This window comes from Spirosoma harenae, from assembly GCF_054776975.1.
This window is the reverse complement of record NZ_BAAHBD010000031.1, coordinates 106,001-132,835: the sequence shown is the minus strand read 5'-3', so window position 1 is coordinate 132,835 and position 26,835 is coordinate 106,001. Positions and strand designations below refer to the sequence as shown.

At 45.6% G+C, this 26,835-nt stretch carries 27 protein-coding genes and 1 pseudogene; 18 read left to right on the top strand and 10 right to left on the bottom strand.

Translation table 11 applies throughout. From position 1 onward, the window contains the following. Positions 1 to 92: 92 nt before the first annotated feature. Positions 93 to 1,715 carry a carboxylesterase/lipase family protein gene (locus ACYVE4_RS28290; protein WP_461043772.1) on the top strand — a complete coding sequence of 541 codons (1,623 nt, stop codon included), beginning with the start codon at positions 93 to 95 and terminating at the stop codon, positions 1,713 to 1,715. Between the two features lie 74 nt (positions 1,716 to 1,789). On the opposite strand, the gene ACYVE4_RS28285 is transcribed toward ACYVE4_RS28290, so the two are convergent. Continuing rightward, complete coding sequence (locus ACYVE4_RS28285) at positions 1,790 to 3,100, bottom strand: NAD(P)/FAD-dependent oxidoreductase (RefSeq protein ID WP_461043771.1); 1,311 nt, start codon at positions 3,098 to 3,100, stop codon at positions 1,790 to 1,792. A 148-nt stretch (positions 3,101 to 3,248) separates the two neighbouring features. On the opposite strand from ACYVE4_RS28285, the gene ACYVE4_RS28280 reads away from it, so the two are divergent. From ACYVE4_RS28280 to porG, 6 genes are all read left to right on the top strand, one after another. Next, the gene (locus ACYVE4_RS28280; RefSeq protein ID WP_461043770.1) at positions 3,249 to 3,866 is read left to right on the top strand and encodes an anthranilate synthase component II; all 618 of its coding nucleotides are present in this window, start codon (positions 3,249 to 3,251) and stop codon (positions 3,864 to 3,866) included. Further along, positions 3,863 to 4,639, top strand: coding sequence for an alpha/beta fold hydrolase (locus ACYVE4_RS28275; RefSeq protein ID WP_461043769.1), 777 nt, complete (start codon positions 3,863 to 3,865; stop codon positions 4,637 to 4,639). The genes ACYVE4_RS28280 and ACYVE4_RS28275 overlap by 4 nt, the downstream gene beginning before the upstream one ends. A gap of 112 nt (positions 4,640 to 4,751) precedes the next feature. Continuing rightward, a complete protein-coding gene (locus tag ACYVE4_RS28270) occupies positions 4,752 to 5,420 on the top strand; it encodes a CBS domain-containing protein (RefSeq protein WP_461043768.1) in 669 nt (222 codons plus the stop codon). 70 nt (positions 5,421 to 5,490) lie between these two features. Beyond that, positions 5,491 to 6,366, top strand: coding sequence for an NAD kinase (locus ACYVE4_RS28265; RefSeq protein ID WP_461043767.1), 876 nt, complete (start codon positions 5,491 to 5,493; stop codon positions 6,364 to 6,366). Positions 6,367 to 6,537: 171 nt separating this feature from the next. After that, positions 6,538 to 7,512: a hypothetical protein gene (locus tag ACYVE4_RS28260; RefSeq protein ID WP_461043766.1), complete on the top strand. Its 975-nt coding sequence runs from the start codon at positions 6,538 to 6,540 to the stop codon at positions 7,510 to 7,512. A gap of 29 nt (positions 7,513 to 7,541) precedes the next feature. Next, on the top strand, positions 7,542 to 8,213 hold the full coding sequence (gene porG, locus ACYVE4_RS28255) for a type IX secretion system protein PorG (protein WP_461043765.1): 672 nt from the start codon (positions 7,542 to 7,544) through the stop codon (positions 8,211 to 8,213). Between the two features lie 113 nt (positions 8,214 to 8,326). On the opposite strand, the gene ACYVE4_RS28250 is transcribed toward porG, so the two are convergent. After that, positions 8,327 to 8,971, bottom strand: coding sequence for a porin family protein (locus ACYVE4_RS28250; RefSeq protein ID WP_461043764.1), 645 nt, complete (start codon positions 8,969 to 8,971; stop codon positions 8,327 to 8,329). 530 nt (positions 8,972 to 9,501) lie between these two features. Between ACYVE4_RS28250 and ACYVE4_RS28245 the strand changes: the two genes are divergently transcribed. The 4 genes from ACYVE4_RS28245 (at position 9,502) to ACYVE4_RS28230 (ending at position 12,429) form a co-directional block, all read left to right on the top strand. Next, positions 9,502 to 9,942, top strand: a complete 441-nt coding sequence (locus tag ACYVE4_RS28245) for a response regulator (RefSeq protein WP_461043763.1) — start codon at positions 9,502 to 9,504, stop codon at positions 9,940 to 9,942. Between the two features lie 72 nt (positions 9,943 to 10,014). Beyond that, positions 10,015 to 11,493: a two-component system sensor histidine kinase NtrB gene (locus ACYVE4_RS28240; protein ID WP_461043762.1), complete on the top strand. Its 1,479-nt coding sequence runs from the start codon at positions 10,015 to 10,017 to the stop codon at positions 11,491 to 11,493. Positions 11,494 to 11,768: 275 nt separating this feature from the next. Further along, positions 11,769 to 11,981 carry a DUF2188 domain-containing protein gene (locus ACYVE4_RS28235; protein WP_461043761.1) on the top strand — a complete coding sequence of 71 codons (213 nt, stop codon included), beginning with the start codon at positions 11,769 to 11,771 and terminating at the stop codon, positions 11,979 to 11,981. Between the two features lie 31 nt (positions 11,982 to 12,012). Further along, positions 12,013 to 12,429 (top strand): four-helix bundle copper-binding protein, encoded by a 417-nt coding sequence (locus ACYVE4_RS28230; protein ID WP_461043760.1) that lies wholly within the window; start codon positions 12,013 to 12,015, stop codon positions 12,427 to 12,429. Here the strand turns inward: ACYVE4_RS28230 and ACYVE4_RS28225 are convergent. The 3 genes and pseudogenes from ACYVE4_RS28225 to ACYVE4_RS28215 form a co-directional block, all read right to left on the bottom strand. Then, positions 12,426 to 12,908 (bottom strand): annotated as a pseudogene (locus tag ACYVE4_RS28225) (glucuronyl esterase domain-containing protein); the annotation flags it as partial. The gene ACYVE4_RS28230 and the pseudogene ACYVE4_RS28225 overlap by 4 nt on opposite strands. A 120-nt stretch (positions 12,909 to 13,028) precedes the next feature. Then, entirely contained in the window at positions 13,029 to 13,157 is a 129-nt protein-coding gene (locus ACYVE4_RS28220) for a hypothetical protein (protein WP_461043759.1), read from the bottom strand. Positions 13,158 to 13,269: 112 nt separating this feature from the next. Then, positions 13,270 to 13,563, bottom strand: a complete 294-nt coding sequence (locus ACYVE4_RS28215; protein ID WP_461043758.1) for a winged helix-turn-helix transcriptional regulator — start codon at positions 13,561 to 13,563, stop codon at positions 13,270 to 13,272. 81 nt (positions 13,564 to 13,644) lie between these two features. Here ACYVE4_RS28215 and ACYVE4_RS28210 point away from each other — a divergent pair, with 81 nt between their 5' ends. Beyond that, positions 13,645 to 14,571 carry a ClpXP adapter SpxH family protein gene (locus ACYVE4_RS28210; RefSeq protein ID WP_461043757.1) on the top strand — a complete coding sequence of 309 codons (927 nt, stop codon included), beginning with the start codon at positions 13,645 to 13,647 and terminating at the stop codon, positions 14,569 to 14,571. Positions 14,572 to 14,616: 45 nt separating this feature from the next. Here the strand turns inward: ACYVE4_RS28210 and amaB are convergent, their stop codons facing one another. Further along, on the bottom strand, positions 14,617 to 16,152 hold the full coding sequence (gene amaB, locus ACYVE4_RS28205) for an L-piperidine-6-carboxylate dehydrogenase (RefSeq protein WP_461043756.1): 1,536 nt from the start codon (positions 16,150 to 16,152) through the stop codon (positions 14,617 to 14,619). A 138-nt stretch (positions 16,153 to 16,290) separates the two neighbouring features. Between amaB and ACYVE4_RS28200 the strand changes: the two genes are divergently transcribed. From ACYVE4_RS28200 to ACYVE4_RS28175, 6 genes are all read left to right on the top strand, one after another. Then, on the top strand, positions 16,291 to 17,262 hold the full coding sequence (locus ACYVE4_RS28200) for a fasciclin domain-containing protein (protein WP_461043755.1): 972 nt from the start codon (positions 16,291 to 16,293) through the stop codon (positions 17,260 to 17,262). Between the two features lie 216 nt (positions 17,263 to 17,478). Continuing rightward, positions 17,479 to 18,030, top strand: coding sequence for an RNA polymerase sigma factor (locus ACYVE4_RS28195; protein WP_461043754.1), 552 nt, complete (start codon positions 17,479 to 17,481; stop codon positions 18,028 to 18,030). Between the two features lie 128 nt (positions 18,031 to 18,158). After that, on the top strand, positions 18,159 to 18,983 hold the full coding sequence (locus ACYVE4_RS28190) for an anti-sigma factor (RefSeq protein WP_461043753.1): 825 nt from the start codon (positions 18,159 to 18,161) through the stop codon (positions 18,981 to 18,983). Positions 18,984 to 19,127: 144 nt separating this feature from the next. Next, positions 19,128 to 19,607, top strand: coding sequence for a peptide-methionine (R)-S-oxide reductase MsrB (msrB, locus tag ACYVE4_RS28185; protein WP_461043752.1), 480 nt, complete (start codon positions 19,128 to 19,130; stop codon positions 19,605 to 19,607). A 204-nt stretch (positions 19,608 to 19,811) separates the two neighbouring features. Next, entirely contained in the window at positions 19,812 to 22,385 is a 2,574-nt protein-coding gene (locus ACYVE4_RS28180; RefSeq protein ID WP_461043751.1) for a penicillin-binding protein 1A, read from the top strand. 72 nt (positions 22,386 to 22,457) lie between these two features. After that, on the top strand, positions 22,458 to 23,441 hold the full coding sequence (locus ACYVE4_RS28175) for an alpha/beta fold hydrolase (protein ID WP_461043750.1): 984 nt from the start codon (positions 22,458 to 22,460) through the stop codon (positions 23,439 to 23,441). 5 nt (positions 23,442 to 23,446) lie between these two features. On the opposite strand, the gene ACYVE4_RS28170 is transcribed toward ACYVE4_RS28175, so the two are convergent. The 4 genes from ACYVE4_RS28170 to tsaD form a co-directional block, all read right to left on the bottom strand. Further along, positions 23,447 to 23,839, bottom strand: a complete 393-nt coding sequence (locus ACYVE4_RS28170; RefSeq protein WP_461043749.1) for a VOC family protein — start codon at positions 23,837 to 23,839, stop codon at positions 23,447 to 23,449. A gap of 81 nt (positions 23,840 to 23,920) precedes the next feature. After that, on the bottom strand, positions 23,921 to 24,763 hold the full coding sequence (locus ACYVE4_RS28165) for a hypothetical protein (protein ID WP_461043748.1): 843 nt from the start codon (positions 24,761 to 24,763) through the stop codon (positions 23,921 to 23,923). A 125-nt stretch (positions 24,764 to 24,888) separates the two neighbouring features. Beyond that, positions 24,889 to 25,749: an MOSC domain-containing protein gene (locus ACYVE4_RS28160; protein WP_461043747.1), complete on the bottom strand. Its 861-nt coding sequence runs from the start codon at positions 25,747 to 25,749 to the stop codon at positions 24,889 to 24,891. Positions 25,750 to 25,758: 9 nt separating this feature from the next. Continuing rightward, entirely contained in the window at positions 25,759 to 26,757 is a 999-nt protein-coding gene (gene tsaD / locus ACYVE4_RS28155; RefSeq protein ID WP_461043746.1) for a tRNA (adenosine(37)-N6)-threonylcarbamoyltransferase complex transferase subunit TsaD, read from the bottom strand. Between the last annotated feature and the right edge of the window lie 78 nt (positions 26,758 to 26,835).

Genomic DNA, 26,835 nt, shown 5'->3' with positions numbered 1-26,835 from the left:
ATAATAGGGTTTATTTCTTAATTTACTGCCTGATTTAAGGAAGGGCAGTTATAAAAACAGTCCTTAATACATGAATTACTACGGTTATGACAATGAAAACCCTCCTTACGATTGCCTTGGTAGCAACGCAATCTGTCTATCTGGCAAACGGTCAGTCGGGCCCGCAAATCAAAACGGCCAACGGTGCAGTTGAAGGCGTTACAGAAGCAAGTGGTATCCGTGCGTTTAAAGGGATTCCATTTGCAGCTCCTCCCGTTGGCGATTTGCGCTGGAAAGAGCCCCAACCCGTTAAAAACTGGCAAGGCGTCCGCAAGACCGATCATTTTGGCCCACGTGCGATGCAGCGCCCTATTTTTGGCGATATGGGTTTCCGGTCGGATGGTATGAGCGAAGATTGCCTGTATCTGAATGTATGGACGCCTGCTAAATCGGCCAATGAGAAATTGCCGGTATTGGTGTATTTCTATGGAGGAGGATTTGTCGCCGGTGACGGTTCAGAAGGGCGGTACGATGGCGAAAGCATGGCAAAGAAAGGTATTGTGGCCCTGACCGTGAATTACCGCCTTGGCGTATTTGGTTTCATGGCGCACCCTGAATTAACCAAAGAATCACCCCATCATGCATCAAGCAATTATGGCTATCTGGACCAAAGTGCAGCCCTGCGTTGGGTGCAGCAAAACATAGCTGCTTTCGGTGGTGATCCGAAAAAGGTAACAATTGCGGGCGAATCTGCTGGTTCGGTTTCGGTTAGTGCCCAAATGGTATCACCTTTATCGAGAAATCTGATTGCTGGTGCCATTGGTGAAAGCGGTTCATTACTAGGTACATTGCCTCCTTCACCACTGTCGGCCGCTGAAGAAATGGGCGTAAAATTCGCGACGGCAGTTGGGGCTAATTCGCTGGCCGACTTGCGGGCAATGTCAGCCGAAAAATTACTTGAAGCAACAGCAAAGCCAGGTATTCCCTGGTTTACGTCGGCTATTGATGGATATTTCTTCCCCAAAGCTCCTGCTGATATGTTTGCGGCTGGCGAACAGGCTCATGTGCCCTTGCTAGTTGGCTGGAATTCGGAAGAAATGAATTACCGGGCAATCCTGGGTGGAGAAAAGCCAACAGTAGAAGGCTATACGGCTGCCGTTAAAAAGCTGTATAAAGAACAAGCCGATCAAATTTTGAAAGCGTATCCAGCTACTTCTGACGAGCAGGTTGCACAAGTAGCAACCGATTTGGCTAGTGATCGCTTTATTGGATACAGCACCTGGCGCTGGTCGGATATTCAGGCGAAAACGGGCGGCAAGCCTGTATATCGGTACTTGTATTCACGTCCACGTCCGGCCATGGTCGCATCGATGGGCGATGCTGCTCCTGGTTTGGCCGGTGGCGTAGTAAAAGGGGGCGATGCGGCAGCCATGAAAATGCCACCCGCTCGCGGGGCCGTACACTCGGCTGAAATCGAGTATGCTATGGGCAATCTGGCCGGCAATAAAGTTTATGCCTGGACGCCTGATGATTATAAGGTGTCGGAGATTATGCAGAATTACTTCGCCAACTTTATCAAAACCGGCAACCCAAACGGAACGGGTTTGCCTAAATGGTCACCAGTGAGTGGTGATAAAGGTGTTCAGTTTATGCAGATTGACGTTAATACCCGATCAGAAACCGAACAGAATCGTTCGCGTTATCTGCTTCTGGATCAGCTCAGTACGAAACAGTAAGTCAATTGTAGAAACGTTTTTGAGCGTTTTATCCATCGTCCATTGTAGTGCCAGGCATTATGATGGACGATTTTTTATCTCCTTTTACCACTAATCATTTCTGCAACTTCACGGCCTGTTTGCATAGCTGCATTAAGGGATGGGTACGCTGTCTGATCGCCACACTGGTAAAGATAGTCCGTGAGTTGAAGCGGTTGCCGGTGAAGACCATCCCCTGACTGTTCTGGACTGTAAGTGGGCAAAGCGTTGGGAATTTTATAGGTTTTCAAATGCTGCCATTGTGCTACAGTATCTCCGAACCATCCCGTTAATTCCTGGCAAATCTGCTCAGTAAGTTTTGCTTCATTCAAGGATTCAATACCCTGTGTGCTGACCGATATCAGGCTTTGTCCGGCTGGTGCGTAACTGGGAGATACATCGCTCAGGACCGCCAGGTGATGCACAACAGAATTGCGATTGGTATTCAGGATTAATAACTTTTGAGCGTTTTCAGAACTAGGTGATTTCGGAGCTGCAAAATAGGTGCAGATCGTTTGATTAAACGAAGGAAGTGCCGAATCATTGAGTCCACTGCTTTTTCGCAAGGCAGCCGCCTGAATACCGTCTACGGCTAATACAACAGCGTTGGCAGTAAGCGTTTTACCCGAATCCAATTGTACGGTCTTTCCTTCCAGTTGGCGTACGGGACTGTTTAGCCAAATCTGCCCAGGTGTTAATTGTGCCGCCAGTTGATCGGCGATGGCTCCGATTCCTTTGACAGGGATGGCTGCTTCTCCCTTAAAAAACATCCGAAAGCAAAACTCGAAGAAATTGCTGGACGTATTTAGGTGATTTTCAAGGAAGACACCCCCAAAGAATGGTCGAAAAAATCGATCAATGATTTGATCGGAGAAACCAAACTCCTTCAGAAACGTCTGGGTAGTAGTGGGTGTCTGATGAAACAGTTCGTTGATGGAAAGGCTCTGCGTTTGCCGCATCAACTCAGCGATTCGTATTTTATCACCCAACGTTCCAACTGACGACGTTAGGGTTTCAAATAGGGCGCTTGGTTCCTGAAGTGGGTTTCGTAGAGTTAGCCAGTCAGTTTGATCTCGAATCAAGGCACCGGAGCGAAAGACGTGAAGATCGAGCGCCGAATAATTGAGTAGCCGTTGCGCTTCCGGATACGCAGTCAGAAGAATCTGAAAGCCCCGGTCGAGTAGAAAACCATCGACCTGATCGGTGCGAACGCGCCCACCTACTGCATCGCTGGCTTCAAGCAGGAGTGCGTAAATGCCGGCTTGTTTCAAATAGACAGCACAGGTTAAACCCGCTATACCAGCACCAATGATGATAACAGGCGAATCGACTGAAGCAGTAGCCGGGTCAGGAGAATTGAACGACATCGTATAGTGTAGTATTTTTTTTATATAACTTGGATATTTTCAAGTTAATGATTTGTTAATATTCTGAAAAACAAGTGATAAGGTTTCTGGGTTGTTGCTTTTTTTTAGAAAGTAGTAATTTTACGGCAGTTTCCTGTGTTATAACTACGTGAATCTCTTGGTTGTTGATAATTTCGACTCATTTACTTACATGCTGGTAGATTATCTCCAGCAGGCCGGTGCTACGTGCCGAGTGGTTCGAAACAACGAATCATGGGATCGATTAACCGAAGAGCCAGTCGATGCCGTGGTTCTATCACCGGGACCGGGTATTCCTCAGAATGCTGGCAAACTTAGGGAGATCATTCGTTATTATCACAATCGCGTACCCATGTTGGGCGTTTGTCTTGGGCATCAGGCTATTGGCGAATTTTTTGGCGCTCGATTAAGCCCGGCTCGTCAACCTATGCATGGCAAAGTATCGACTATCCGCACGCGATCAGATGATGTACTCTGGCAGGGCTTACCATCGCATTTTGGAGTAACCCGGTATCACTCACTGGTACTGACCGATCTGCCCGAAATGTTAGTCGCTACAGCTGTTACCGAACAGAATGAATTGATGGCTTTTCGTCATCAGTCATTACCAGTTTGGGGGGTGCAGTTTCATCCGGAAGCCGCTTTGACCCAATACGGAATGCAATTAATTAAAAACTGGATTGACTTTGTCGTTGTTAATACTACTAGATTAAATACCACCACAACCTTAACCGCACAATTCGTATGAGCTATACCATCAAAGAGGAAGCCGGATTTCGTTATGTCGACGAAGGAGAGGGCGACGTACTGTTGTTACTGCACGGGCTGTTTGGCGCGCTTAGCAACTGGGATAGTGTTATTACTACCTTTTCGAGTCGCTATCGGGTTGTGATTCCGTTATTGCCAATCTACGAAATGCCACTTCGGCAGGCTAGTCTGGAAGGGCTGGTCGCGTTTATCGAAAAGTTTGTTGTGCAGAAAAATCTGCACAATATGACATTGTTGGGTAACTCATTGGGTGGTCATTTAGCCATTTTGTATACATTCAAAAATCCCGATCAAGTGCGCGGCTTAGTGCTTACAGGTAGTTCGGGATTATTCGAAAATGGTATGGGTGGGTCGTTCCCGAAACGTGGTAGCTACGACTACATTGCCGAACGAGTAGCCTATACGTTCTACGATCCGAAAGTAGCTTCAAAAGAGTTGATTGATGAAGTGTTTGAGATCACCAGCAGTATTCCCAAGTGCATGAGCATTGTTGCCATTGCTAAATCGGCGCAACGGAATAATGTGGCAAAGGATTTGCACAAGATTCAGGTACCAACGTTGCTGGTATGGGGATTGAACGATACGATTACCCCGGCTGAGGTTGGCCATGAATTCAATCGGTTAATTGCCAATTCAGAATTGTATTTTATTGACAAGTGCTGCCATGCTCCTATGATGGAATGCCCGGATCGGTTCAATGAACTGCTGGATGGCTGGCTCGCGCAGCATCTGGTTGGCGAATTAGTAGACTAGTGGAAGTAGGCGAATTGCCAGCACTTACTTCTGGTTGATTTGAACTATGGAAGATTTTCTGTAGTTTTCTGGCAACAGTTTTCTGTTTTTACGACACTACACACGATTATCTATGCTGGCTGCCGAACTAATAGATCCCATGCTTCCGGCCCTGAAGCCAACCGACTCAGTCGGACAGGCGCTGGAGTGGATGCAGGAACACCGTGTTGGACAACTTGCCTTAATCAATGAGGGCGATTATCGGGGCATTGTAAGCGAAGAATTGCTGATGGATGCTGGTGATGACGAACAATCTGTGGGAATCACAATGCGGTTGTTCGAACAGCTTTATGTTCTGGAAGATCAGCACCTGTTTGAAATATTAGGATTGGTTCTGCAGCACCAGATGGAGGTAATTGCCGTACTGAATGAAGGGCGGGAGTTTATCGGTACGATTTCGGTGAATGAACTGTTAAAGCAATTTGCTCAGGAGCTGGGCGTGCAGGATGTAGGCGCCATTCTCATTTTAAACCTGAATGAGCGTGATTACTCGATGGCCGAAATCAGTCGCCTGATCGAGTCCAACAATGTAAAGATCATTAGCAGTTATTATTCCAGTGCCGCTTATGGCATGCCCGATCGCTCGCGATTGACGCTTAAGCTGAACCGACGGGATATTACGCCCGTTCTGTCAACGCTCGAACGCTTTGGCTATCAGATTGAAGCCGCTTTTGCTAACGCCCCCGTTGAAAGTATCGATCAGGAGCGACTCGATTCATTACTTCGTTATCTAAATACGTAAATTAGCAAAGGGCAGAGGGCAGAGGGCAAGGACCTCTTTACCCTTTGCCCTCTGCCCTTCGCTTTTTTTCATGAAAATCGCCATTCACGGGCGCAACTTTCCCGAATCGGCCCGTCCTTATATCCAGTCCATGTTTGAGGAACTGGCCCGACGACAAACCGAGGTAATTATATCACAAGGTTATCGTGAGTTTCTGGATAATGCGGGCGTAGCACATTATAGCCAGGCTACCTACACGGTCGAAGATGGAGTTACGGATGCAGATTTCATCTTTAGTCTGGGAGGGGATGGTACCCTGCTCGATGCCGTTACACACGTTGGCCCGCGTGAAATACCAATTATCGGAATTAATATTGGTCGGCTTGGTTTTCTGGCGACGGTAGCGCCCGCTTCCGTTCGACTGATGATTGATGCCTTGTTTAACGAGCAATACAGCATCGATGAACGGACGTTAGTGAGCGTCCGGTCGAGTCAGGATATTTTCGGAAATCTGCCATTTGGCTTAAATGATTTCACCATTACTCGCACACAAACGTCGTCGATGATTACAGTGCATACCTATCTCGATGGCGAGTTCCTGAACTCCTATTGGGCCGATGGCCTTATTGTATCAACTCCTTCTGGCTCTACGGGGTATTCACTCAGTTGCGGAGGACCTGTATTACTACCGCATACCGATAGCTTTATTATTACGCCCATTAGTCCGCACAATCTTAACGTTCGACCGATGATTGTGATGGATACCTGTCAGTTTGCCTTTGAGGTTGAAAGTCGGAGTGGTAATTTTCTAGCTGCCCTGGATTCACGTTCGTTCACCGTCGAAACATCGGTTCGGATCAGTCTGCAGAAGGAAACGTTTAAAGCGCGACTGGTCAAACTTAGCGACGACAACTTCCTGAATACGCTGCGTAGTAAGCTCAATTGGGGCTGGGATATCCGTAACTAACGAATCCGTTGGTAGATTGTTGGCGGCTTACGGATTTATTTTTTTTACCACTTTGAATTGCCATTTGTGGCATAATTTTTACAGTGATTTGCCAATAAAAGCGACGAGCCAGCCGTTTCGGAATAGGTTGGCCTACCGGTCAACGTTGGTTGATTCACGCATGTTAAGAATATGATTAACTACAAGCAGTTGCGAATAGGCGTTGCGGCATTGGGTTTGCTGGTAGGGTTTGTTTCGGAAAGTTCGGCGCAACGACGGCCAAATCCGCATTTTGTTCCTTATTCGACCGTTACATTTGGCGCCGGAACATCAACGTATTTCGGGGAAATGAATCCGTATAGTTACCCTTTAAAGTCGCTGTTTACGCTACCTCGCTGGAATGTTGGACTTGGATATACACGCTTTTTTACGCCTAAATTTGCAGCACGTGCCATGTTTACCTGGGCTCGGATTGTCGGTGACGATTATACGTTTGCGAAAAGTAATCCAGAGAAATACGCGCTTCAGTACATTCAGAACCTGCATTTTCGGAATGATGTAAAAGAATTTGCTGTTACCGGTATTTATAATTTCATTCCGGAAGGACGCAATTCATCAGTTCGGCCAAAAGTGGCTCCGTACTTATTTGGTGGTATAGCTTTAGTGGCCCATAGTCCTGAAGCAATGCCTGGAGACTCTCTTCGGGAACAATATCGACTTAGTAAATGGGTTAAACTTCAGCCTTTGCACACGGAAGGACAGGGGCAACCGGGTTATGAAAAACCATACTCATTGGTAACATTAGCTATTCCTGCAGGCATAGGCGTGCGCTATCGGTTCAATGAGAATTTTAATCTGGGGATTGAGATTGGCTACCGAATGACATTTACTAATTACCTGGATGATGTTGGGAGCATTTATGCAAGCCCTGATGCACTACAAGGAATTGCATTGCCTATGGCTGATCGCCGAAATCAAACAGTTGCCGCACGAGTTAATGAGACGCGTGATGCTCTTCAACAACTTCGGCAAACCAACCCTGAATTCTTTACAATGGTAGCTCGAGGAGGAGGAACGAATAAATTTCCTCAGGATGGGTATTTATTGACTAATTTGTCGATTCAGTATGTTATTCCGGGCAAAATCAAGTGCCCACCTATTAAATAGAGCTGATTAAGGATATTGTTACTGGCTATATGCACGCATGTTTAGTAAATGCAGCCCGACTGATTATAGTCGGGCTTTTTATCAGCCTTAATGTACAGGCACAGAAAATTGAACTGGGCGCCAGTTTGGGGGGGATGCTTAGCAAAAACGACGTAACGCCAGCCATAAATCCTCGGTTTATACGACCAGCTGTTGGCGCTTTTTTTCGGTACAATGTCAGTCGTTCCTTTTCAATCCGGGCTGCGGGAGCTATTGGCGGAATCCGTGGGGAAGATAAGTATAGCAGCGATCCACTACAACAAGCACGTAACTTCTCATTCCGCACAAACATTAATGAGTTGTCCGTTGATTTTGAGTACAATTTTTTGAACTATACGCCAACTCCAAAAGCGAAGAACTGGACTCCGTATGTATTTGGTGGGATCGGTGTTTGCAAATTCAATAACGACGTTATTCGAGTAGGAGGTGTTATGACCTATCCGCTAGGCATTGGTGTGAAATATGAAATAAAGCGTCCCTGGAGCGTTGGTGCTGAATTTGGTACACGATTTACCAGACACGACTACTTAGATGCTCTGGGTGATGTTACATTTGGGCCTGCAGTAACTAAAACGACTCAGGGCAATCCTTCGCTTAGCGACAATTATACGTACATCGCTCTAACGTTGAGCTATACGTTCTACAAAATAGTTTGTCCATAAAGGTAATTCCCGGCCAAGCAAAAACAGTCCCTTTTTAGATCTCAAAACTACTGATCTAAAAAGGGACTGTTTGATGTTAAATGCACTACAGAAAGAGAGACAACGACTTTCTATTAGTTGAAACTGAATCCAACAGACAGCAAGCCAACACCGTTTTTCGCATTGCCAAGCACTGTTTTCGCAGCACCACTGTTGGCGATCTGTTGCAAACCCTGTTCATAACGAGCCCCAATAAGAGCTTTCCCAAAGTAGAGATTCAGACCACCCGCGATACCATAGTCAACTTTGTTGAAGTTATCCCGGTTGATAGCGCTAGTACCGTTACCAAACTCTCCATTTGATGTAAGATTCGAGTTAACCAGATAAGAAACATATGGGCCAGCCTGCAACTCAACAGCTTGTCCTAGTTTAAACGTTGCTAAAACGGGTAACTCCGCATAATTCAATTTAAACGTGTTTCGGCCAGTAAAGCCGATCACATCATAGGTAGCCGAAGCTCCTTTGGTCATATAAAGTAGTTCTGGCTGAATGGCAAAAAACTCGCCAACGGGCGCTTGGGCAAATACACCTACATGGAAACCAATTCGTTCATTTTTGCTGGTTGCTCCCTGGCTATCATAGAATAGTGAACTTGCATTTAAACCACCTTTCAATCCAACTCGTGCGTTGCTTTGCGCTTTTGCATCAACCGAAGTTAGAATAAATGCTCCTATAGCCAGAGCCATTGTTGCAAGTGAGATTTTTACTGACTTTTTCATAAACGTTAGTGAGTTAAAATAGAATTCGATTACGACCGATTCTGCCTGTAGGCGACCATAAATTCGTGCCAAATATGGCCGTATAGGCTAAAATGTCCCTTTAGACTTCGTCTAGCTTTGTTTTGGGACAATCTCCAGGACGATATATGAAGTAATTTATTCTAGAAAAATGGGTAAGAATTTCCCCATTCCGTGGAGTTCGTCGCTCAGGTTTTTAAATTTCAGCTATCTTAGAAACCTATTACTGTCCGATTCGTCAAAGAGTAAGTTTGAAGAGGGATCAGAAGGCGTACTATGCGAACTGTGTAATTTATTATTTTGAGCATTTTATTTACATAATTGCCAGTGTGTGAAATCAATTTCGTAATCGGTCAATAATTTTGAGTATTTTTGTCTCGAAAAATCCTACCAAGATTACTTTAACATCATTAAAGATAAATTAATTACATTCATAGATAAATAGTGTTACCATTCGCTAGTATAGAAGAAATTAACAACTACTTAATTGTCCGTAACTTTTACTGAATAGTATGCACCGTAAACCTGTGCTAATGACGATCCTGATTGCTGACGACGATACAGATGATCGTCTGTTTATGGATAAGGCTCTTCGACAGAGTGGATATACTCACAATATTCAATTTGTTGAAGATGGCGAAGAGTTGATGGAATATTTACGCCAAGAAGGGCGTTATAATGAGCAGACTGCACCGTGGCCCAATTTATTGATTCTGGACCTGAATATGCCCCGGAAGAATGGTTTTCAGGCGCTTAGTGAAATAAAAGATGACCCTAAACTGCGTCGATTGCCAGTCGTTGTAATGACAACGTCTACGGCCGACGAAGATGTGTTGAAAACCTATAATTTGGGAGTCAATTCATTTGTAACAAAGCCTTTTAATTTTAATCGCCTGATTGAAATGGTTACGGCTTTGAAAACATACTGGCTGGATACAGTCAAATTGCCATAAATAGTTGACATTAGAAGCAAATCTACTCCACACTGCCCCATACTTGCGGCTACTATTCCTGATCTCCTGGTTATGATGAATCCCCCTGTTGCGATTGCCGCTAATGACAAGAAAGAAATTATTCGTACGCTTTTGATTGAAGATGACGAAGACGATTATTTGCTTACCAAAGCCTTGGTTTCGGTTAAGGAAAACGCTTCGATTAAACTTGATTGGGTAGATAGTTACGAGCGCGCGCTCAAAGCGATTGATGAAGGGAAACACGATGTATATCTGGTTGATTTTCGCTTAGGTCCTTATACCGGCATCGATCTGATTCAGGAAGCGTTTCGGATGGGGTGTCGGGCGCCAATGATTTTATTGACAGGACAAGACGACCTGACTGTCGATCAGTCGGCTCTTGAATTAGGTGCTGCCGATTTTCTTGTAAAAGGACGGATTGATGCTCAGCTTCTCGGGCGTAGTATTCGGTATGCCCTTCGGCAGGCCAGTGTACTGGCCGAAGTTGCCCAAAAAGAAAATAAATACCGAACCCTGTTTGAACGCTCGATCGACGCCATTTTTGTGGCGAATGATGAACTCCGTTTTCAGGATGCCAACTCTTCCGTCGAGCGACTATTGGGCTATAGTCGTGACGAACTTCGCCATATTAATCCGGCCCGCCTTTTTGCGGACTTGAATCAGTTACGTAATCTCCGGTTCAACGTTCGCGAACATGGCCAGATCAAAGATTTCGAAACGACGCTTATTCATCGAAACGGTCGGAAACGCATTTGTCAGATTTCTGTCTGGGCAGTCGAAGATATAATTGGACACCCCGAATGGTATCAGGGAATCGTTCGTGATGTTACAGAACAGAAACGGGCGCAACAGGATTTAATTCTGGCGGAAAAGCTGAGCATGACAGGGAAAATTGCCCGCAGTATTGCCCATGAAGTACGTAATCCCCTGACGAACCTCAGTCTGGCACTTGAACAACTGAAAGACGAGCTGGATATTGATAATGAATACGTTACGATGTTTACGGACATCATTGGCCGTAACGTAGACCGAATAGGTCAACTCATTACCGAGATGCTCAATTCGTCTAAACCGAGAGATTTAGATCGAAAAAAACAGGATTTCAATATTGTCGTCAAAGAAACTCTGCAACTCATCAGCGATCGCATCAAACTAAAGCGAATGCGGCTCGAAACATCGTTTTCCTCAGATAACTGCATCGCCTTACTCGACCGGGATCAGGTAAAAACCGCTTTGTTAAACATTCTGGTTAATGCTGTGGAGGCCATGGACGAGGGCAAAGGTGTACTGTCTGTTAGAACCTCATGTACTGACAATAACCGGGTGTATGTAGAAGTAAGCGACAATGGTGAAGGAATCAGCGAATCGGTTCGGCAGCGACTCTTTGATCCTTTCTTTACTGGGAAATCGGGTGGAATGGGATTAGGCTTAACCGCTACACAGAATATTATTAATAGTCATAAAGGTTCTATTGAAGTAGAAAGTCAGGAAGGACAGGGAACAACTTTCCGGCTTTACTTTCCTAAATAACACAACTATCTAACTAACTTTTTGGTAACCAGCTTTCTGTGGAAAGCTGGTTATTTTTTTGTGGAACAGATTGGGTAGAAAAATACACAGTTTCCCACCTGGAATTATACACATACACAGCCGAATAAAATATTATTTGTGAAGTATGTCTATTTGTTCAGATGTAATATGTTGATAGTCAGTCATGTGTTGTCGCGCCAGACAGGCAGACGTATATTGATAAAAGAAGTGGCACAATATTAGGCTACATGTTATCAAACCTATTTCCCAGAACTATGTGGTCTACTACTCATTTCCCAGCAGCTATGCGGTCGCTCAACCCCACTACACGGGCCAAAGCCATTGAAATTGCTAATCAACTGCAGGAGCAAGGGCAGTTAGATCAGCACCACATCATTATGATTAGTGTTGAAGAAGCTCGTCGTTGGGCGCGTTGCTTACGATCTCAGCCTGAGTGGTCTATTAAAAGTGATCCACTTTTCGCCTAATTGCAACTGCCCATCTTAATCACTCATTACAATGATCTGGAAGAAAAGTATTTATGATGCGCTTACAAACTGCGCTGCTGTTTGCAACGACTTTGCGACAGAATGTTCTGGCTATGAAGATATTGAGATTTGGTACAGAAGTATCTTACTGAACCTGGACTGTGCCGATATGTGCCGTCATCTAGCCACTTTTTACGTTCGCGGCTCAGAAAATGCACGACTATTAGCTAAAACCTGTATTGAAGTTTGCGACAAATGCGCCCAGGAGGTAAGCCAGTTTAAAACTGAGCGTAGCCAGCAAATTTATACAGTTTGTCAGCAAACGATTCAGTGTTGTGTAAGTATCATTGATATGGGATATCAAACGGATATCGAAGCTAGAAATCGTGTTTCTGCCCCTTCTTCTCTGTTTTACGGCATTGACCTGCGCGAAACTCACTACAATTAAAGGTACTTTTTCAGGTACGCAATGATATGTTTCCAGTCGGTAGGAAAAACCGTGTAGCCACCCTCGTGCATAAAATAACCAAGACGATTTAATAGGAGCGAGGTATCTCTAGCTGGGGGTATGGTTGTTGTTTGAGGAACTGTTTCTCCAAATAATGTATAGACAGGCGTTGCGGCTACAGCTGACAGAACTTCGCCTTTAGGATCTGACCAATAATCGGTGCTACCCGTTTGCAGAAGCAGGGCTCGGGGAGCCATCAAGGCAACTAGTGCATGACCGTCAATAGGCAAACTACTCGACTTATTACCATAGGCATGATAATTGGTCGCAAACTGGTATAAATACCGAGTTGGATCAGTAATGTGCTTAACGGTTTCGCCATAATTCCGCCGACTTAAAGCCCCTCCCCCTTCCCCGGAAATACTGGCAACAACCACTTTAAATCGGGTGTCGTGTATACCTGCCCAGAGAACGGTCTTGCCTAAATGTGACGCTCTTCAACCAGCTTCAGGAGTTTCAGACGACGTTTTGGCGTCCATGTTTTTGCATTTTTAACAGGCTGGCTGCACAGGCCAATAGATCTGGAAGTACATACGATTCTACTGAATCTTCCTGATAATTAACGGGTAACCAGCTGCTATAGTCGGGCGATTGGCGGGCTGTTGCTGAGCTATTGCCAACATAGGCAACAGAAATACGACGAGCAATCCAACTAAGAAAAGACGCATGAATATTTCAACGAATTTGGAGTAAGAGATATCTCTGGAGTCAGACGCCACACCGTATCGCACAATCTGCTATTAACTAATAGAGCTCATCCATTACGAAGGTGTATTTCTTTTATAACTTTTCCAGTTGCATAAAGACCGGAATTAGTGCTTTGCCCTTCTCCGACAAACGGTATTCAATATGTAAAGGCTTCTGTTTAACCACAATCTTGTCTAAATAGCCTTCATTCACCAACTCTTTTAACGAAGCTGCTAACGATTGTTTATTACTCCCTTCTAGTTGGCGTAGTAGCGAATTGAAGCGGACTGATCCGTCCACCGCTAGCCGAATGATTTGTGGTTTCCATTTACCGGAAAGCAACCGGAGCAACTCTTCAGCCGGACATGTGCTATCAAGTTTTTGCATTTTTCTTATAGTCAACTTTTTCTGACTAATTGACTGGAAGCCTGTTAGTGTGCCAACTTTGTGAGAAAGTTACTCAGAATTATGGAAACGCAAACCACTAACCCGCTCCTGTGCGATATTGAATCAGGTATTTGTGAAATGCCTGATTCTACAGCCTCTACGCAGAAACAAGCTATAACTACCGATAAGCAACGGGTTAAAATCATCTATTATACGGATCCGATCTGCTCCACATGTTGGGGAATTGAGCCTCAACTACGGAAACTGAAACTCGAATACGGCCAGCAAATCGACATTGAATACCGTATGGGCGGCTTACTACCCGACTGGAGTTATAACAGTGGAGGTATCAGCAAACCGTCGGATGTGGCTCATCATTGGGACGAAGTGAGTTTGCATTACGATATGCCTATCGACGGCGATGTTTGGCTGGAAGACCCCCTGAATTCCTCCTATCCACCCTCCATTGCTTTCAAAGCGGCTCAACTACAGGATCAGTATAAGGCTGTTTGCTTTTTGCGGGAGATGCGTGAAATGGTCTTTCTGCAAAAGAAAAACATTACTAAATGGGAGCATTTAGTAGCTGCAGCTCAGAAGACAGAACTTGATCTGAATCAGTTTAAAGCCGACTACGAAGGAAAAGCTAAAGACGCTTTCGCTGATGACTTGGTCTTAGGGAAACAATTGGGCGTTCGGGGTTTTCCTACGCTATTTTTTGTCGACAGTCAGGGTACTCAAGAGAAAGTATATGGGTTAAAACCTTACGCTGTTTATGAGGACGCTCTCCGTAAACAACTGTCTACAGCGGCCAAAACCCCAATCAGGCAGGACTGGGAGAGTTTGTTCACTACGTATAATACGATGACTGCCCGTGAATTTGCGGAACTATCAGGATTACCACGGCAAGACAGTGAACCTTATTTACAGAATTTAACGGCTCAGGGGCATTTAACCCGACTCAGGACAAAGAACGGTAGTATATGGACCTACAAGCCTGCCGCTCATTGATACCTGTAAACTGGATCGACTTTCTTCAGCGAGTTAACTAGTTAATTACAATTCGAACGTGATGCCCTGCGCCAGCGGCATTGTAGTTCCGTAATTAATTGTGTTGGTTTGTCGGCGCATGTAGGCTTTCCAGGCGTCAGAACCTGATTCACGGCCACCGCCGGTTTCTTTTTCTCCCCCAAACGCACCGCCGATTTCAGCTCCTGACGTACCAATATTTACATTGGCAATGCCACAATCCGATCCGACGGCCGACAGAAATCGCTCCGCTTCGCGTAGGTTCAGCGTAAAAATAGCGGATGATAATCCTTGTGGTACGGCGTTCTGTTGTGCAATGGCATTATCTAACGTGCTGTATTTGAGTAGATAAAGAATTGGCGCAAACGTTTCTCGTTGAACGACAGGCCAGTCATTTTCGGCTTCGGCAATGCATGGCCGAACGTAACAACCAGACTCAAATCCTAATCCATCTAAAATACCTGGTTCGACAACAAATTTCCCTTTCTGTTCGCGTATTTCCTGAACGGTCTGCTGATAAGCAATTACTGCTGCCTGGTCGATTAGAGGGCCTACGTGAAATGACTCATCTAAGGGATTACCGATGCGGAGTTGCGCGTAGGCTTTTTTGAGTCTATTCTTTACGTCGTCGTAAATACTTTCCTGAATAATAATTCGCCGGGTAGTTGTGCAACGTTGGCCGGCCGTACCGACAGCACCAAACACAATAGCGGGAATCGCCAGATCGAGATCGGCATGTTCGGATACGATAATGGCATTGTTGCCGCCTAATTCAAGCAACGATTTCCCGAGTCTGCTGGCTACCGTTGTAGCTACTTCTTTGCCCATACGTGTACTGCCTGTAGCCGAAACAAGTGCAATCCGTGGATCGCGGGCTAGCCACTCGCCAGCGTTTCGGCCTCCAGTAATTAGGCACGAAACTCCTTCAGGTACGTCGTTATTACGGAGTACTTCGCCAATAATCTGCTGACAGGCTAACGCTGTTAATGGTGTCTTTTCGGATGGTTTCCAAATACATACATTTCCACATACCCAGGCAATCATGGCATTCCAGGACCAGACAGCTACGGGGAAATTAAACGCCGAAATAATGCCGACAACGCCCAATGGGTGCCATTGCTCGAGCATCCGATGGGCAGGTCGCTCGGAATGCATAGAAAGACCATATAATTGGCGGGATTGACCAACGGCGAAATCGCAGATATCGATAATTTCCTGCACTTCGCCCAGCCCTTCCTGAAGCGACTTCCCCATTTCGTAACTAACCAGTGTTCCCAGTTCCCGTTTGTAAAGCCTGAACTGATCGCCCATCTGACGAACGATCTCCCCACGGCGCGGTGCTGGAACGAGTCGCCACTGAGCAAAAGCAGCCTGCGCGGTTTCAACAACCTGGTCGTAATCGGACCGCGTTGATGTCTGAACGCGGGCAATGAGTTGCCCATCGGCTGGTGAATATGAATCAATGGTTGGGTGAGCGCTGGTTGGTTCGGTAGGCCAGAAATGCTGACCAGTGCTAGTACCAGGTTTAACGGTCTGGGTAGGCAATGGAAGAATCGACTGCATACGATCGGCTTGTGGTTTGTTGTGACGCAGGCAAATCTACCGGCCTTTCTGCAAACAATAGGTATCAAATGACAAACTTTTTATCTGAAAAGTGGTTAAAACTGCACACTCGACCCGTCGAACAGAAGACGAAACGTTATGAAAATAAATGGACTTTTAGGCCTGTTTGCGACAGGGATCGCACTGGCCTCTCTTACCACTTACGCCCAGACAACACCGACTGGAACGGTTACTTCAACTACGATTCCGCAGGGAGCCATTGCTCCTGATTCAACGCCTGCCAAGCCCGATCGCAGTCAGAAACGAGCCATGAGACAAAATCGACGTCAGATGAATCAGAACGCTCGGACAGCCAATGGTACGACTAATACAACTCCACAGGATGCTCAATATCGGCAAAGCTCAGCCAGCGATGGTACTACAATTAATAATAGTAATACCACGAATTACAACAGTAACAATGTGACAAATGCGCCTACCGGGGCGGGTAGTAATCCAAATACACAAAATTCAACAACTCCTTCAATGCCCGCAGATGGCCAAACGAAGGTGAGCGAAGCTACTTCAAATGCCGGAACTGTAGAAGCTATAAAAGGAGCGAAAACAACGGAATCTCCTGCTATAAAGGCAGGTAGTACGACCCGAAATACCAGTGTTGGCGATTTTGTCTCTTCGTCGCCTAATTATACAATGCTGCAAAATGCGCTTCAATCGGCCGATTTATTTGAAACCCTTAAAGGCACTGGCCCGTATACGCTTTTTGCACCGACCAATGCCGCCTTCAAAAAGCTCCCGACGGCAGTACAGGGTGGTTTGCTGGATGGTAGCAATCGGGATGCGTTGAAGCAATTGCTATCGTATCATGTTATTAGTGGATCATTGAGTGCCAATGAATTAACTCAAAAAATCAAAGGTGGGAATGGTAAGGCTGAATTAAAAACACTTTCAGGCGCAACACTGACCGCATCGGAGACCAACGGGCAAATCTCGTTAATGGATGAACGGGGAAATACAGTTCGGGTTGACCCTACGGGTGATCGCCAAGCAAACGGAATGGTGTATAGTATTGAAACGATCTTGATGCCCAAAACCGGCGCATCCTTTCGGTAGAGGGTTCTACAACAGCGACATGTCCGTGGTTTTTCGCTACTCAATGCGTAAAAATTACGGACATGTTGCTGTTATTAAATACGATTACTTTATATTTTCTTCGCTCATAGCTAACAACTTGATTCAATAATCCGTTACTGGTTCGGACATTAACGTTTATATGTCCGTTCGTTTTTTTAAAATTCTTCTATATTTGGACCAACTAATACTGTCCGTGTGAAACGCCAATCTTCTCTAGTATCGGAAAGCGTCCTGATCGAAAAGCTTATTAAGCGCGATCAGCAGGCTTTTCAGTGGCTTTACGATCAGTATTCCCCCGCGCTATATGGTGTTGTATTACGCATTGTGCGGGATGAGGAACAAGCTGCCGACCTCCTTCAGGATATTTTTGTTAAAATCTGGAAAAATCTGGATGCCTATGATTCCAGCAAAGGGCGATTATTCACCTGGATGCTGAATATTGCTCGTAATTCAGCAATAGATTCATTACGGGCGCAAAAAACTCAGCCTTCTGCTGCAATCCGAACTGATGAAGACAACGTACATATTGTTGATCGGCAGCATAATACGCAACAACCGAATCCTGAACACATTGGTATTAAAGATGTTGTCAATCAGCTAAGGCCCGATCGACAACAATTGATTGATCTGGTGTATTTCAGCGGATACACTCACGAAGAAGCCGCTGAAAAGCTTAATCTGCCGCTTGGAACTGTAAAAACACGAATTCGGGCGGCTTTACAGGAGTTGAAACAGTTGTTTAAATAATGAACGGAAAGTGAATAGTTAGCGGTTATTAGATTGGCATCCGATGATTGATAAGAATCAGTCCATCAACGCATTGAGCGATAATGCCAACTACTGAACAGGACAACTAGCTTTGAAGTACTTAGGTTATGAATATTACAGAATACATAGCGTCTGGCATCTTAGAATCCTACGTCATGGGCGCAGTAAGCGACCAGGAGCGACGTGAGGTAGAGTGCCTTTCGTCTATTTATCCTGAAGTACGGCAGGAACTCGATCAATTATCGGCGGCACTGGAAAACTATGCACTTTCACATAGTGTTGAACCCCCTGCTTCGATAAAAGATAAATTACTGAAAGAACTGGAGTTTGGTGGACCAAAGGTAATAGCAGAAGAAAAAAGCGAAGCGATTGTCCGGCCTCTGCCCGTGGATGGCCCAACGTATCGGGTTACCTGGATTGTGGCAGCATCGATGGGACTTTTACTCTTATTATTTTCTTTCTATCTATTATCGGAGTTAAGAACCAACCAGAAAACCTTAGCAGCCGCCCGTACGTCGAACGAATCACTTCAGGCTGATATACGTCAACTAAAGGATAGTCAGACCCGTACAAATCAAACGCTGGCGCTATTACACCAACCTGGTTTGCGGACAGTCGAATTGAAGGGCAATGAGAAAGCCCCTCAGGGCGATTTGCTTGTGTTCTGGAATACGGCTACGCATCAGGTAGCTATAGACGTTCGGTCATTACCTGCATTACCGGCTGATAAGCAGTATCAACTCTGGTCGATGGTGGATGGTAAGCCGGTTGATGCTGGCGTATTTGACGCAACCAACGGGAATGAGTTGGTACAGCGGCTTAACCGGACTGTGTTGCGGGCTGATGCTTTTGCCGTAACTGTTGAAAAACGTGGTGGTAGCCCAACTCCTACGCTCTCTACATTGCTGGCTGTTTCGCCAGTAAATGCCTGAACGAGTCCCCCTATTTTTTTGTTTTCATAGTAGCCATTTCTGAGAAGGATTGAGGTGATCTTATTGTCTGAAATTATCCTGAAAACAATCCTAAAGCGCTCAAAAAACGTATAGTAGGGTATAACGCTTAGCCATAGACAACAAATGAAAAATCTCCTTTTGCTCCTGATACCTGCCTGTTTTATGTCTGCTATTACGCTGACACCGCCTTCTTTTTCGGATGATAATCCGCCTAAGAAAGTTGTGAAAACAGATGCCGAATGGAAAAAAATCCTGACATCGGATCAATACGCCGTTTTGCGCGAACATGGTACCGAACGGGCCGGTACAAGCCCGTTGGTTGAGGAACATCGTCACGGTGTGTTTTACTGTGCAGGTTGCCATAGTCCGTTGTTCTCGTCGGATACTAAATTTGAGTCGGGAACGGGCTGGCCTAGCTTCTACGCACCAATCTCGAAAAATGCCGTTAAGGATGTTACGGATAAGTCGTATGGCATGATCCGGACTGAGGTATTGTGCAATGTTTGTGGAGGTCATCTGGGCCATGTTTTCAACGATGGCCCCAAACCTACGGGCCTGCGTTATTGTATGAACGGCGTAGCCTTAACATTTGAGAAGAAATAGGTATAAACTGAATCCTTGACAAAATCTAACATTATAGAGCGAACCGGGTTGTGTATACAGCCCGGTTTTTGGCTATTACATCGGTTGAAAATGCATTATCTTTGCGGCCCGGTAGGGATAAATCGGGTCGATTTCTTCTGTCTGGTAGCAGGCTGGTTAGCGGCCGGCGATAAACGAGTGTAAGGAGTTTTCTTAGAAAAACGCATGAGTCATTATAGGGAGCGATTCCGTACCGTTCGGCATGCTTTTGGGGCGTTCCGAAAACGGATTCGACAACGCTCTGCCAAGTTGGGCAGTGTCAAACGCGGAGTTGGTCGACAAATCGCAAGAATCGCTGGGGAAGAACGTGTCAGTTCATGGATTGAAACCTATCATGGCTTTCGCGACCGTATCCGTTCGACCGTTCATCAATACATCGATCCTGAATCCTGGTATTATCCTTATCTCAAAGGCGGTGTTAAAGCCTTTCTCTGGGGATTTCTGGCGCTGGGAATTTATGTTTTTATTCTCAACTATAACTTCCTGTATCTGACAGGATCCATGCCTAGTGTTGAGGAATTGAAGAATCCGAAATTGAATCAGGCATCTGAAATCTATTCGCAGGATGGTGTGCTGATTGGTAAGTTTTATGCGGAAAATCGTACGCCAATCAAATACGAGAATATTCCAAAACAGCTTATCAATGCCTTGGTGGCGACTGAAGATGCCCGTTTTTACGAACACAGTGGTATTGATCCACGGGCTATTGGTCGGGCTGTTATTAGCCTGGGGAAAGACGGGGGTGGTTCAACTATTACTCAGCAATTAGCCAAGAACCTATTCAAAACCCGTCGTAAAACGAATACAGGGCTGCTCACCCGAATTCCGTTTATTCGCAAAGTCATTTACAAGTCGAAAGAATGGTTGATGGCAATGAAGCTGGAACGTAATTTCACAAAAGATGAAATCATTACCTATTATTTCAATACAGTTGATTTTGGTAGTAATGCTTTCGGACTGAAAACCGCTGCCCGGACCTTTTTTAACAAAGTGCCCGATAGCCTGAATGTGCAGGAAGGTGCCGTTTTGGTTGGTTTACAGAAAGCTACGACAAGTTATAATCCGCTCCGAAATCCTGAACGTTCACGCGAACGTCGAAACGTTGTACTGGCGCAAATGTCGAAATACAATTTTCTGACGAAACACCAGTCTGATTCGATCAGTGCATTACCGCTGGAAACAGATTTTACACCCGAAAATCCATATTCAGGCCCTGCCAGTTACTTGAAAAATGCTGTTCAGGATTACGTAAAAAAATGGGGTGAAGACAATGGGTACGATCTGGATACGGATGGGCTAAGGATTGTAACGACCATCGACTCGCGAATGCAGAAATACGCTGAAGAAGCGACCGGTGAGAAAATGAAACAATTACAGCGCACGTTCGATAATCACTGGCGTGGGCGAAATCCGTGGACCGATGAAGACGGAAATGAACTCCCTGGATTTATCGATTCAGTAGCTCGACGTACGGAACGATACAAATCGCTTAGTCGCCGATTTATGCCGCTTTACCCGGATTCGATCATGTATTACATGAAGAACAAGAAGTATAAAATGCGGGTATTTAGCTGGACCAATAAGCGCGGGTACGATTCTACCGAAATGACGCCTTACGACTCCATTGCCTATTACAAACATTTTTTACAGGCAGGTATGGTTGCTATGGACCCTCGTACGGGTTATATACGAGCGTGGGTTGGCGGTTTGGATTACGACTATTTCAAATATGACCATGTAAAGCAAGGAAAACGTCAGCCAGGATCGACGTTTAAGCCGTTCGTTTATACGACCGTTATCGACGATACACTGATGAACCTTAGCCCCTGCGATCGAATTCAGGATCGGCCATTCCGCAAAGAATACCGTGAAAACGGGCAAGACAAAGTCTGGGAGCCTCGAAATTCAACGGGTTATTTTTCATACTCGAATATGACCTTGCGTCGGGCAATGGCTCGTTCGGTAAATTCCATTACAGCCCAGCTAACCGATCAGGTTGGGCCTGAGCGTGTAGCGGCATATGCCCATCGAATGGGGATCAAAAGTCGATTACAGGCGGTGCCTTCTATTGGACTTGGCTCGTCGGATGTGTCTCTGTATGAGTTGGTTGGTGCCTATTGTACCTTTATTAATGATGGCGAGTCAACCGAGCCAATAATTGTACAACGAATCGAAGATCGCGACGGAAATGTGATTGAAACGTTTTCCAGTCAGCACAAACGAGCCATTAGTCCAGAATCGGCTTTTTTGATGCGCTACATGTTGCAGGGCGGTTTGCAGGAGTCGGGCGGTACGTCGCAGAACTTGTGGTCGTACGATTTATTTAAGAATCACAATGAAATGGGTGGAAAAACCGGCACAACATCGAACAACTCCGATGGCTGGTTTGTTGGAGTTTCAAACAATCTGGTTGTCGGTGCCTGGGTTGGAGGAGATGATCGGAGTATTCACTTCCGCTCGACCGATTTAGGAGAAGGAGCCAAAACGGCGTTACCATTGGTAGGTCGTTTTCTGGAGAAAGTATACGCCGATCCGAAATTTAAGAGTTTACAGGCCCCTTTCCCGAAAGCGGAGGGTATTACAAAAAATTATTTGAATTGTGGTCCAAATGACGACGATGCTGTCGAGGAATCTGATTCAAGCGATATATCGACTGAAATGGGTGATTCCCTGTTTTTACCGACGCCATCGGAACCTGATCCTACCGCCATCCCTGATACGACAGGCATTCGACAGTAGGATTGAGTAAGCAAATTTATAAACCATAATCTGGCTAAAAATTTGCTTGTGTTCTATCCACATACTACGGTTATGAAACGCTTTGTCCGAATACTTTACTGGAGTTTGCTGACGGTATTCGTCTTAGCGGTTTGTGTGGTCATTGGAGCCTGGTTTGTTGATTCTCGACAAACCAACGAAGAGTTGGCTGAAGAGTTCCAGTCGCAACGTATTCGTCCTGTTGTTCATTCCTATCAGGTTGGGGGTGAGAAGGTTGGCACTACGTATGCAGAGAATCCCCGAACCATTCGCTTTATTGAAACGCCTGCTCTAGCTGGCGATTCGGCGTTGCCCGTTGTGCTGTTTATTCACGGTGCTCCCAGTTCATTATCGTTTTTCAAAGACTTTTTTAAAGACACAACGCTACTGAGTCGGGCTCAGTTAGTGGCTGTTGATCGACCTGGTTACGGGTACTCCGATTATGGCCGGGTCGAAACGTCTATTGTTCGTCAGGCTGAGTTATTGCAACCCCTTATTGAGCGATATCGGAAAGCGCCTTATCTGATGATTGTCGGTTCGTCGTATGGTGGTTCTGTGTCGGCGCGGTTAGCGATGAATAACCCTGATCGGGTAGATCATGTGGTGTTTGTTTCGTCGGCATTAGGGCCAGGCCTGGAGCGGACTTACCCAATTAGTTATCTTGTCGATAGTCCACTTCTGCGTTGGGGCGTTCCCCCTTTGCTTCGACTGGCAAATGATGAAAAATTAGCTCACCAAAAAGCATTGGAAGCCATCTTACCCGATTGGCCAAAAATTCGATCGAACATCACGATGCTGCACGGCCAGCGCGATGAATTGGTGTATCCAACTAACGTGTCGTTTGCTCAGCAACATTTGATTAATGCACAGGTAAAGCAGTTTTTGCTGCCCGAAAACCGACATGACATCGTGTTCAATAAACGCGAGTACATGACCCAAATTATCCTCGATATTCTGACCAGCCGTTCGGTGAAGGAAACGGTGAAAGCCAAGCCGATGGCGATCAGCAAACTTCCAAAGAAAAAAGTAATCCTTTAGAGAGGTTAAATCGTTATTTCTAGCCGATTATTTTCTGGATCTAAAACTACGCTCTCGTAGTAGCCGTCACCCGTCCGCCGAGGTTCGCCTGCAACTTGATACCCATCTGCACGGAATCGTTCGGTCAGTTGATCGACAGCTGTTTCACTACCAACAGAAAATGCCATGTGAGTAAGTCCCGTGTATTGAATAACTCCATCTGATAAGCTGTCTTCTACACCAGGCATTTGCATGATTTCCAGCCTTGGCCCAGCGTTTGGGAAGGTCAAAAAATAAGACGAAAACCCTTTGCGCGGGTTTATATATTTGTCGTTGGCAGTGGCGCCAAAGTAGGTTTCGTAGAAGATTCGCATTCGTTCCAGATCACGAACCCAGATGGCAAGATGTTCAATATGCATGTAGCAAAGATGAGGCAGTTTGCACCTATTTAGCTACTGCTTCATTGACCAAAACAACCACCAAATCTACCCACTGATTCGTTACAACACGAGAGCCGGCATCCAGAATACGCCATCGCCCAGCCAACGGTACCGTTCGTGTTTAAGAAAGTAGCCGGGGTAACGTTGAATCCCGTAAAGCGTTAAACTCATTAAAATGAGCATCAAGGCTGACCGTTGAGCAAATCGGTCGTTTGTCAGAAAACAAAGAAGTAATCCTGTTGCTATAACAGCAAATGTTAGCCAGCGGAGAATAACATCACAACGATCTTCACCCCAGAAAGTGGCTAGAGAAAACATCGGTACATCAGGTGTTTCCTGCTGTTCCATCACGGCGAATAGAAGCAGATTCTGAAAGGCAATTCCCAGAAACATCAGACTTTCAGCAATGTCTATGTTGCTTATGCTCGGACGCTGAACCCAAACACTCCCCCAAACACCAGCTGTATAAAGAGCCGCAACCAAAGGTTCTTTCAATAATAAAGCCGGATGCCTGGCTGGAAGACGAAATACACCACCTACGTAAGCAGCGCAAATGACGCCCAGCATAACACCAAATTTAATCACACTACCTGGCAAGCAAAACGTGAGAATTAACGCCACAATCGTTGCCCCGATGACTACCCGCCAAAGTACGATCTCATGCTGACGGTGAAATAGATGGCGGGCTGATAGGGGAGTTCTGGAAGCTCCCGAACTGTATTTCTGGACGTCCAGAAGTCGATCAGCGGTATAAATGATAAATACTGCTAAGGCCAGAACAATCGGAGTGGACCAGTGAATGGACTCAATCCCAGACAGTCGCGTAGCCATACGATTCGACAACACAGCCCCAATGACGACCGGGAAACTCAAATAGTAGCTATTTCGGATATAGGTGGACAAAAGCAGAACGTCTTATGATGTTGAGTAATAATGAAGTATCAGACTTAACCGCCAAGCGTATCAAGGTGTTACCACTTACTTGTTCGCAAATGACAGGTAATTATACCGGAGCCATGGTATGTAGATTATTGGGCTGTAAGGACGGGTGGCGCTAGCCAGGGTTCCTGACGACGAATTATATCAATCGACTGCCCAACCCGGATCGTTCCTATAGGAGCTTCACCCGTTGGCTTGATTAGCATATTCTGACCAAATAGCAATTTGTGTTTCCACTGTCGATAGGTAGTCAACGTCCGCAACGGTTCTTTTCCTTTTTCACCCGTTTCGGGATCAATCGTCGTTAGTACGCAGCGGGCACAGGGTTTAACGCCGTAGAACGTAAGCTCGCCAATTCGAAACTCTGCCCAGGTATCTTCATCGTTTGGCAGGCTATCTACCGAGACAATATTTGGCCTGAATCGACGCATGGTAATGGGTTCAGGTAGCTGGGTATTCAGGTAATCAAGAGACGATTGGCTTATTAATAAGTATGGATAACCATCCGCAAAACTGACAGCATCGTCAGCACGTGCGTAATCAGCATCAACAGCGCGATGCGTAGTTTCGGGCATAAATACCAATCGGCAGGATTTTCCTAATGCTTCCGTAAACCATTGATCCGCTTCGTCGCTAACCGTTACGGCCGGAACGCCTTTACTATCCCAGATATCGACCTGCATGGTTCCGGATGGCTCAGAAACCGTTAATGGTAACACCAGTATATCGGCAGGGCGACTGCGATGCCAAACATGAAGTTTATCGCCCTCAATAGCCACATCGATCAACGTCATTTGGTGGTTCGAACGTTGTGTCATAAACTCACCTTCGGGCGTAACGAGCATAAACCGTCGGTCGTGTCGAAAGCCTTTTTCCTCAACCACGACTTCCTTTAATGGAATTCCCCCGAGTGATTTAATTGGATAAATGTAGAGTTCAGAAATAGTCATACGTGTAGTTTAAAATTCCATCCTTGGCATTGGGCTGACGGTTTGTTCGGTAAACTCGCCCTGTTCGAATTTAAATTGAGCAGCCATTGCGATCATCGCTGCGTTATCGGTACAGTACTCAAAACGAGGAATATATACGTTCCAACCTTGGGCTTCGCCAAGTTGCGTCAATGCTGTACGAAGACCACTGTTGGCCGAGACTCCCCCAGCAATGGCAATTTCAGTGATACCTGTTTCGCGTACAGCCCGCTTCAATTTCGTCAATAACATCTGTACCAGCGTATGCTGAATACTGGCGCAAATATCAGCCAGATTCTGCTCAATAAAAGACGGATTACTTTTCGTATGGTCTCGCAGAAAGTACAAAATGGCGGTTTTAATACCACTAAATGAGAAATCCAGATTCGGCATTTCGCTCATTGGAAATCGAAATGCCAAAGGATTACCTTCTTTAGCATACTTATCAATCAGCGGTCCACCCGGATAAGGTAACCCCAGCAGTTTGGCCGATTTATCGAACGCTTCTCCTACGGCATCGTCCATCGTTTGCCCGATTACGGTCATAACAAGTGGACCATCTATACGGACGATTTGTGTATGCCCACCACTGACTGTCAGACACAAAAAAGGAAACGCGGGCTTCGGATTTTCGATAAAATGAGCCAACACATGCGCTTGCATATGGTTTACTTCAATAAGTGGGATGTTCAGACCCAAAGCCAGTGCTTTGGCAAAGGAAGCCCCGACCAATAGTGAGCCAAGTAAACCCGGTCCACGTGTAAAAGCAACGGCTGATAAGGCATTTTTCGATAAATTTGCATCGGTTAATGCCCGCTCAACCACAGGTAATATATGCTGCTGATGCGCCCGTGAGGCCAATTCAGGCACCACGCCCCCGTATTGCTCATGAATTAACTGGGTAGCAATTATGTTCGACCGAATATGTCCGTTGACCAAAACAGCCGCCGATGTTTCGTCGCAGGAAGATTCAATGGCTAAAATATTCACCGTACAAAATTAATAGATATGATTTCTCAGTGAATAAACAATGGAAGTTGTGGCTAAACCGTTCCCTGAGAGAATTGT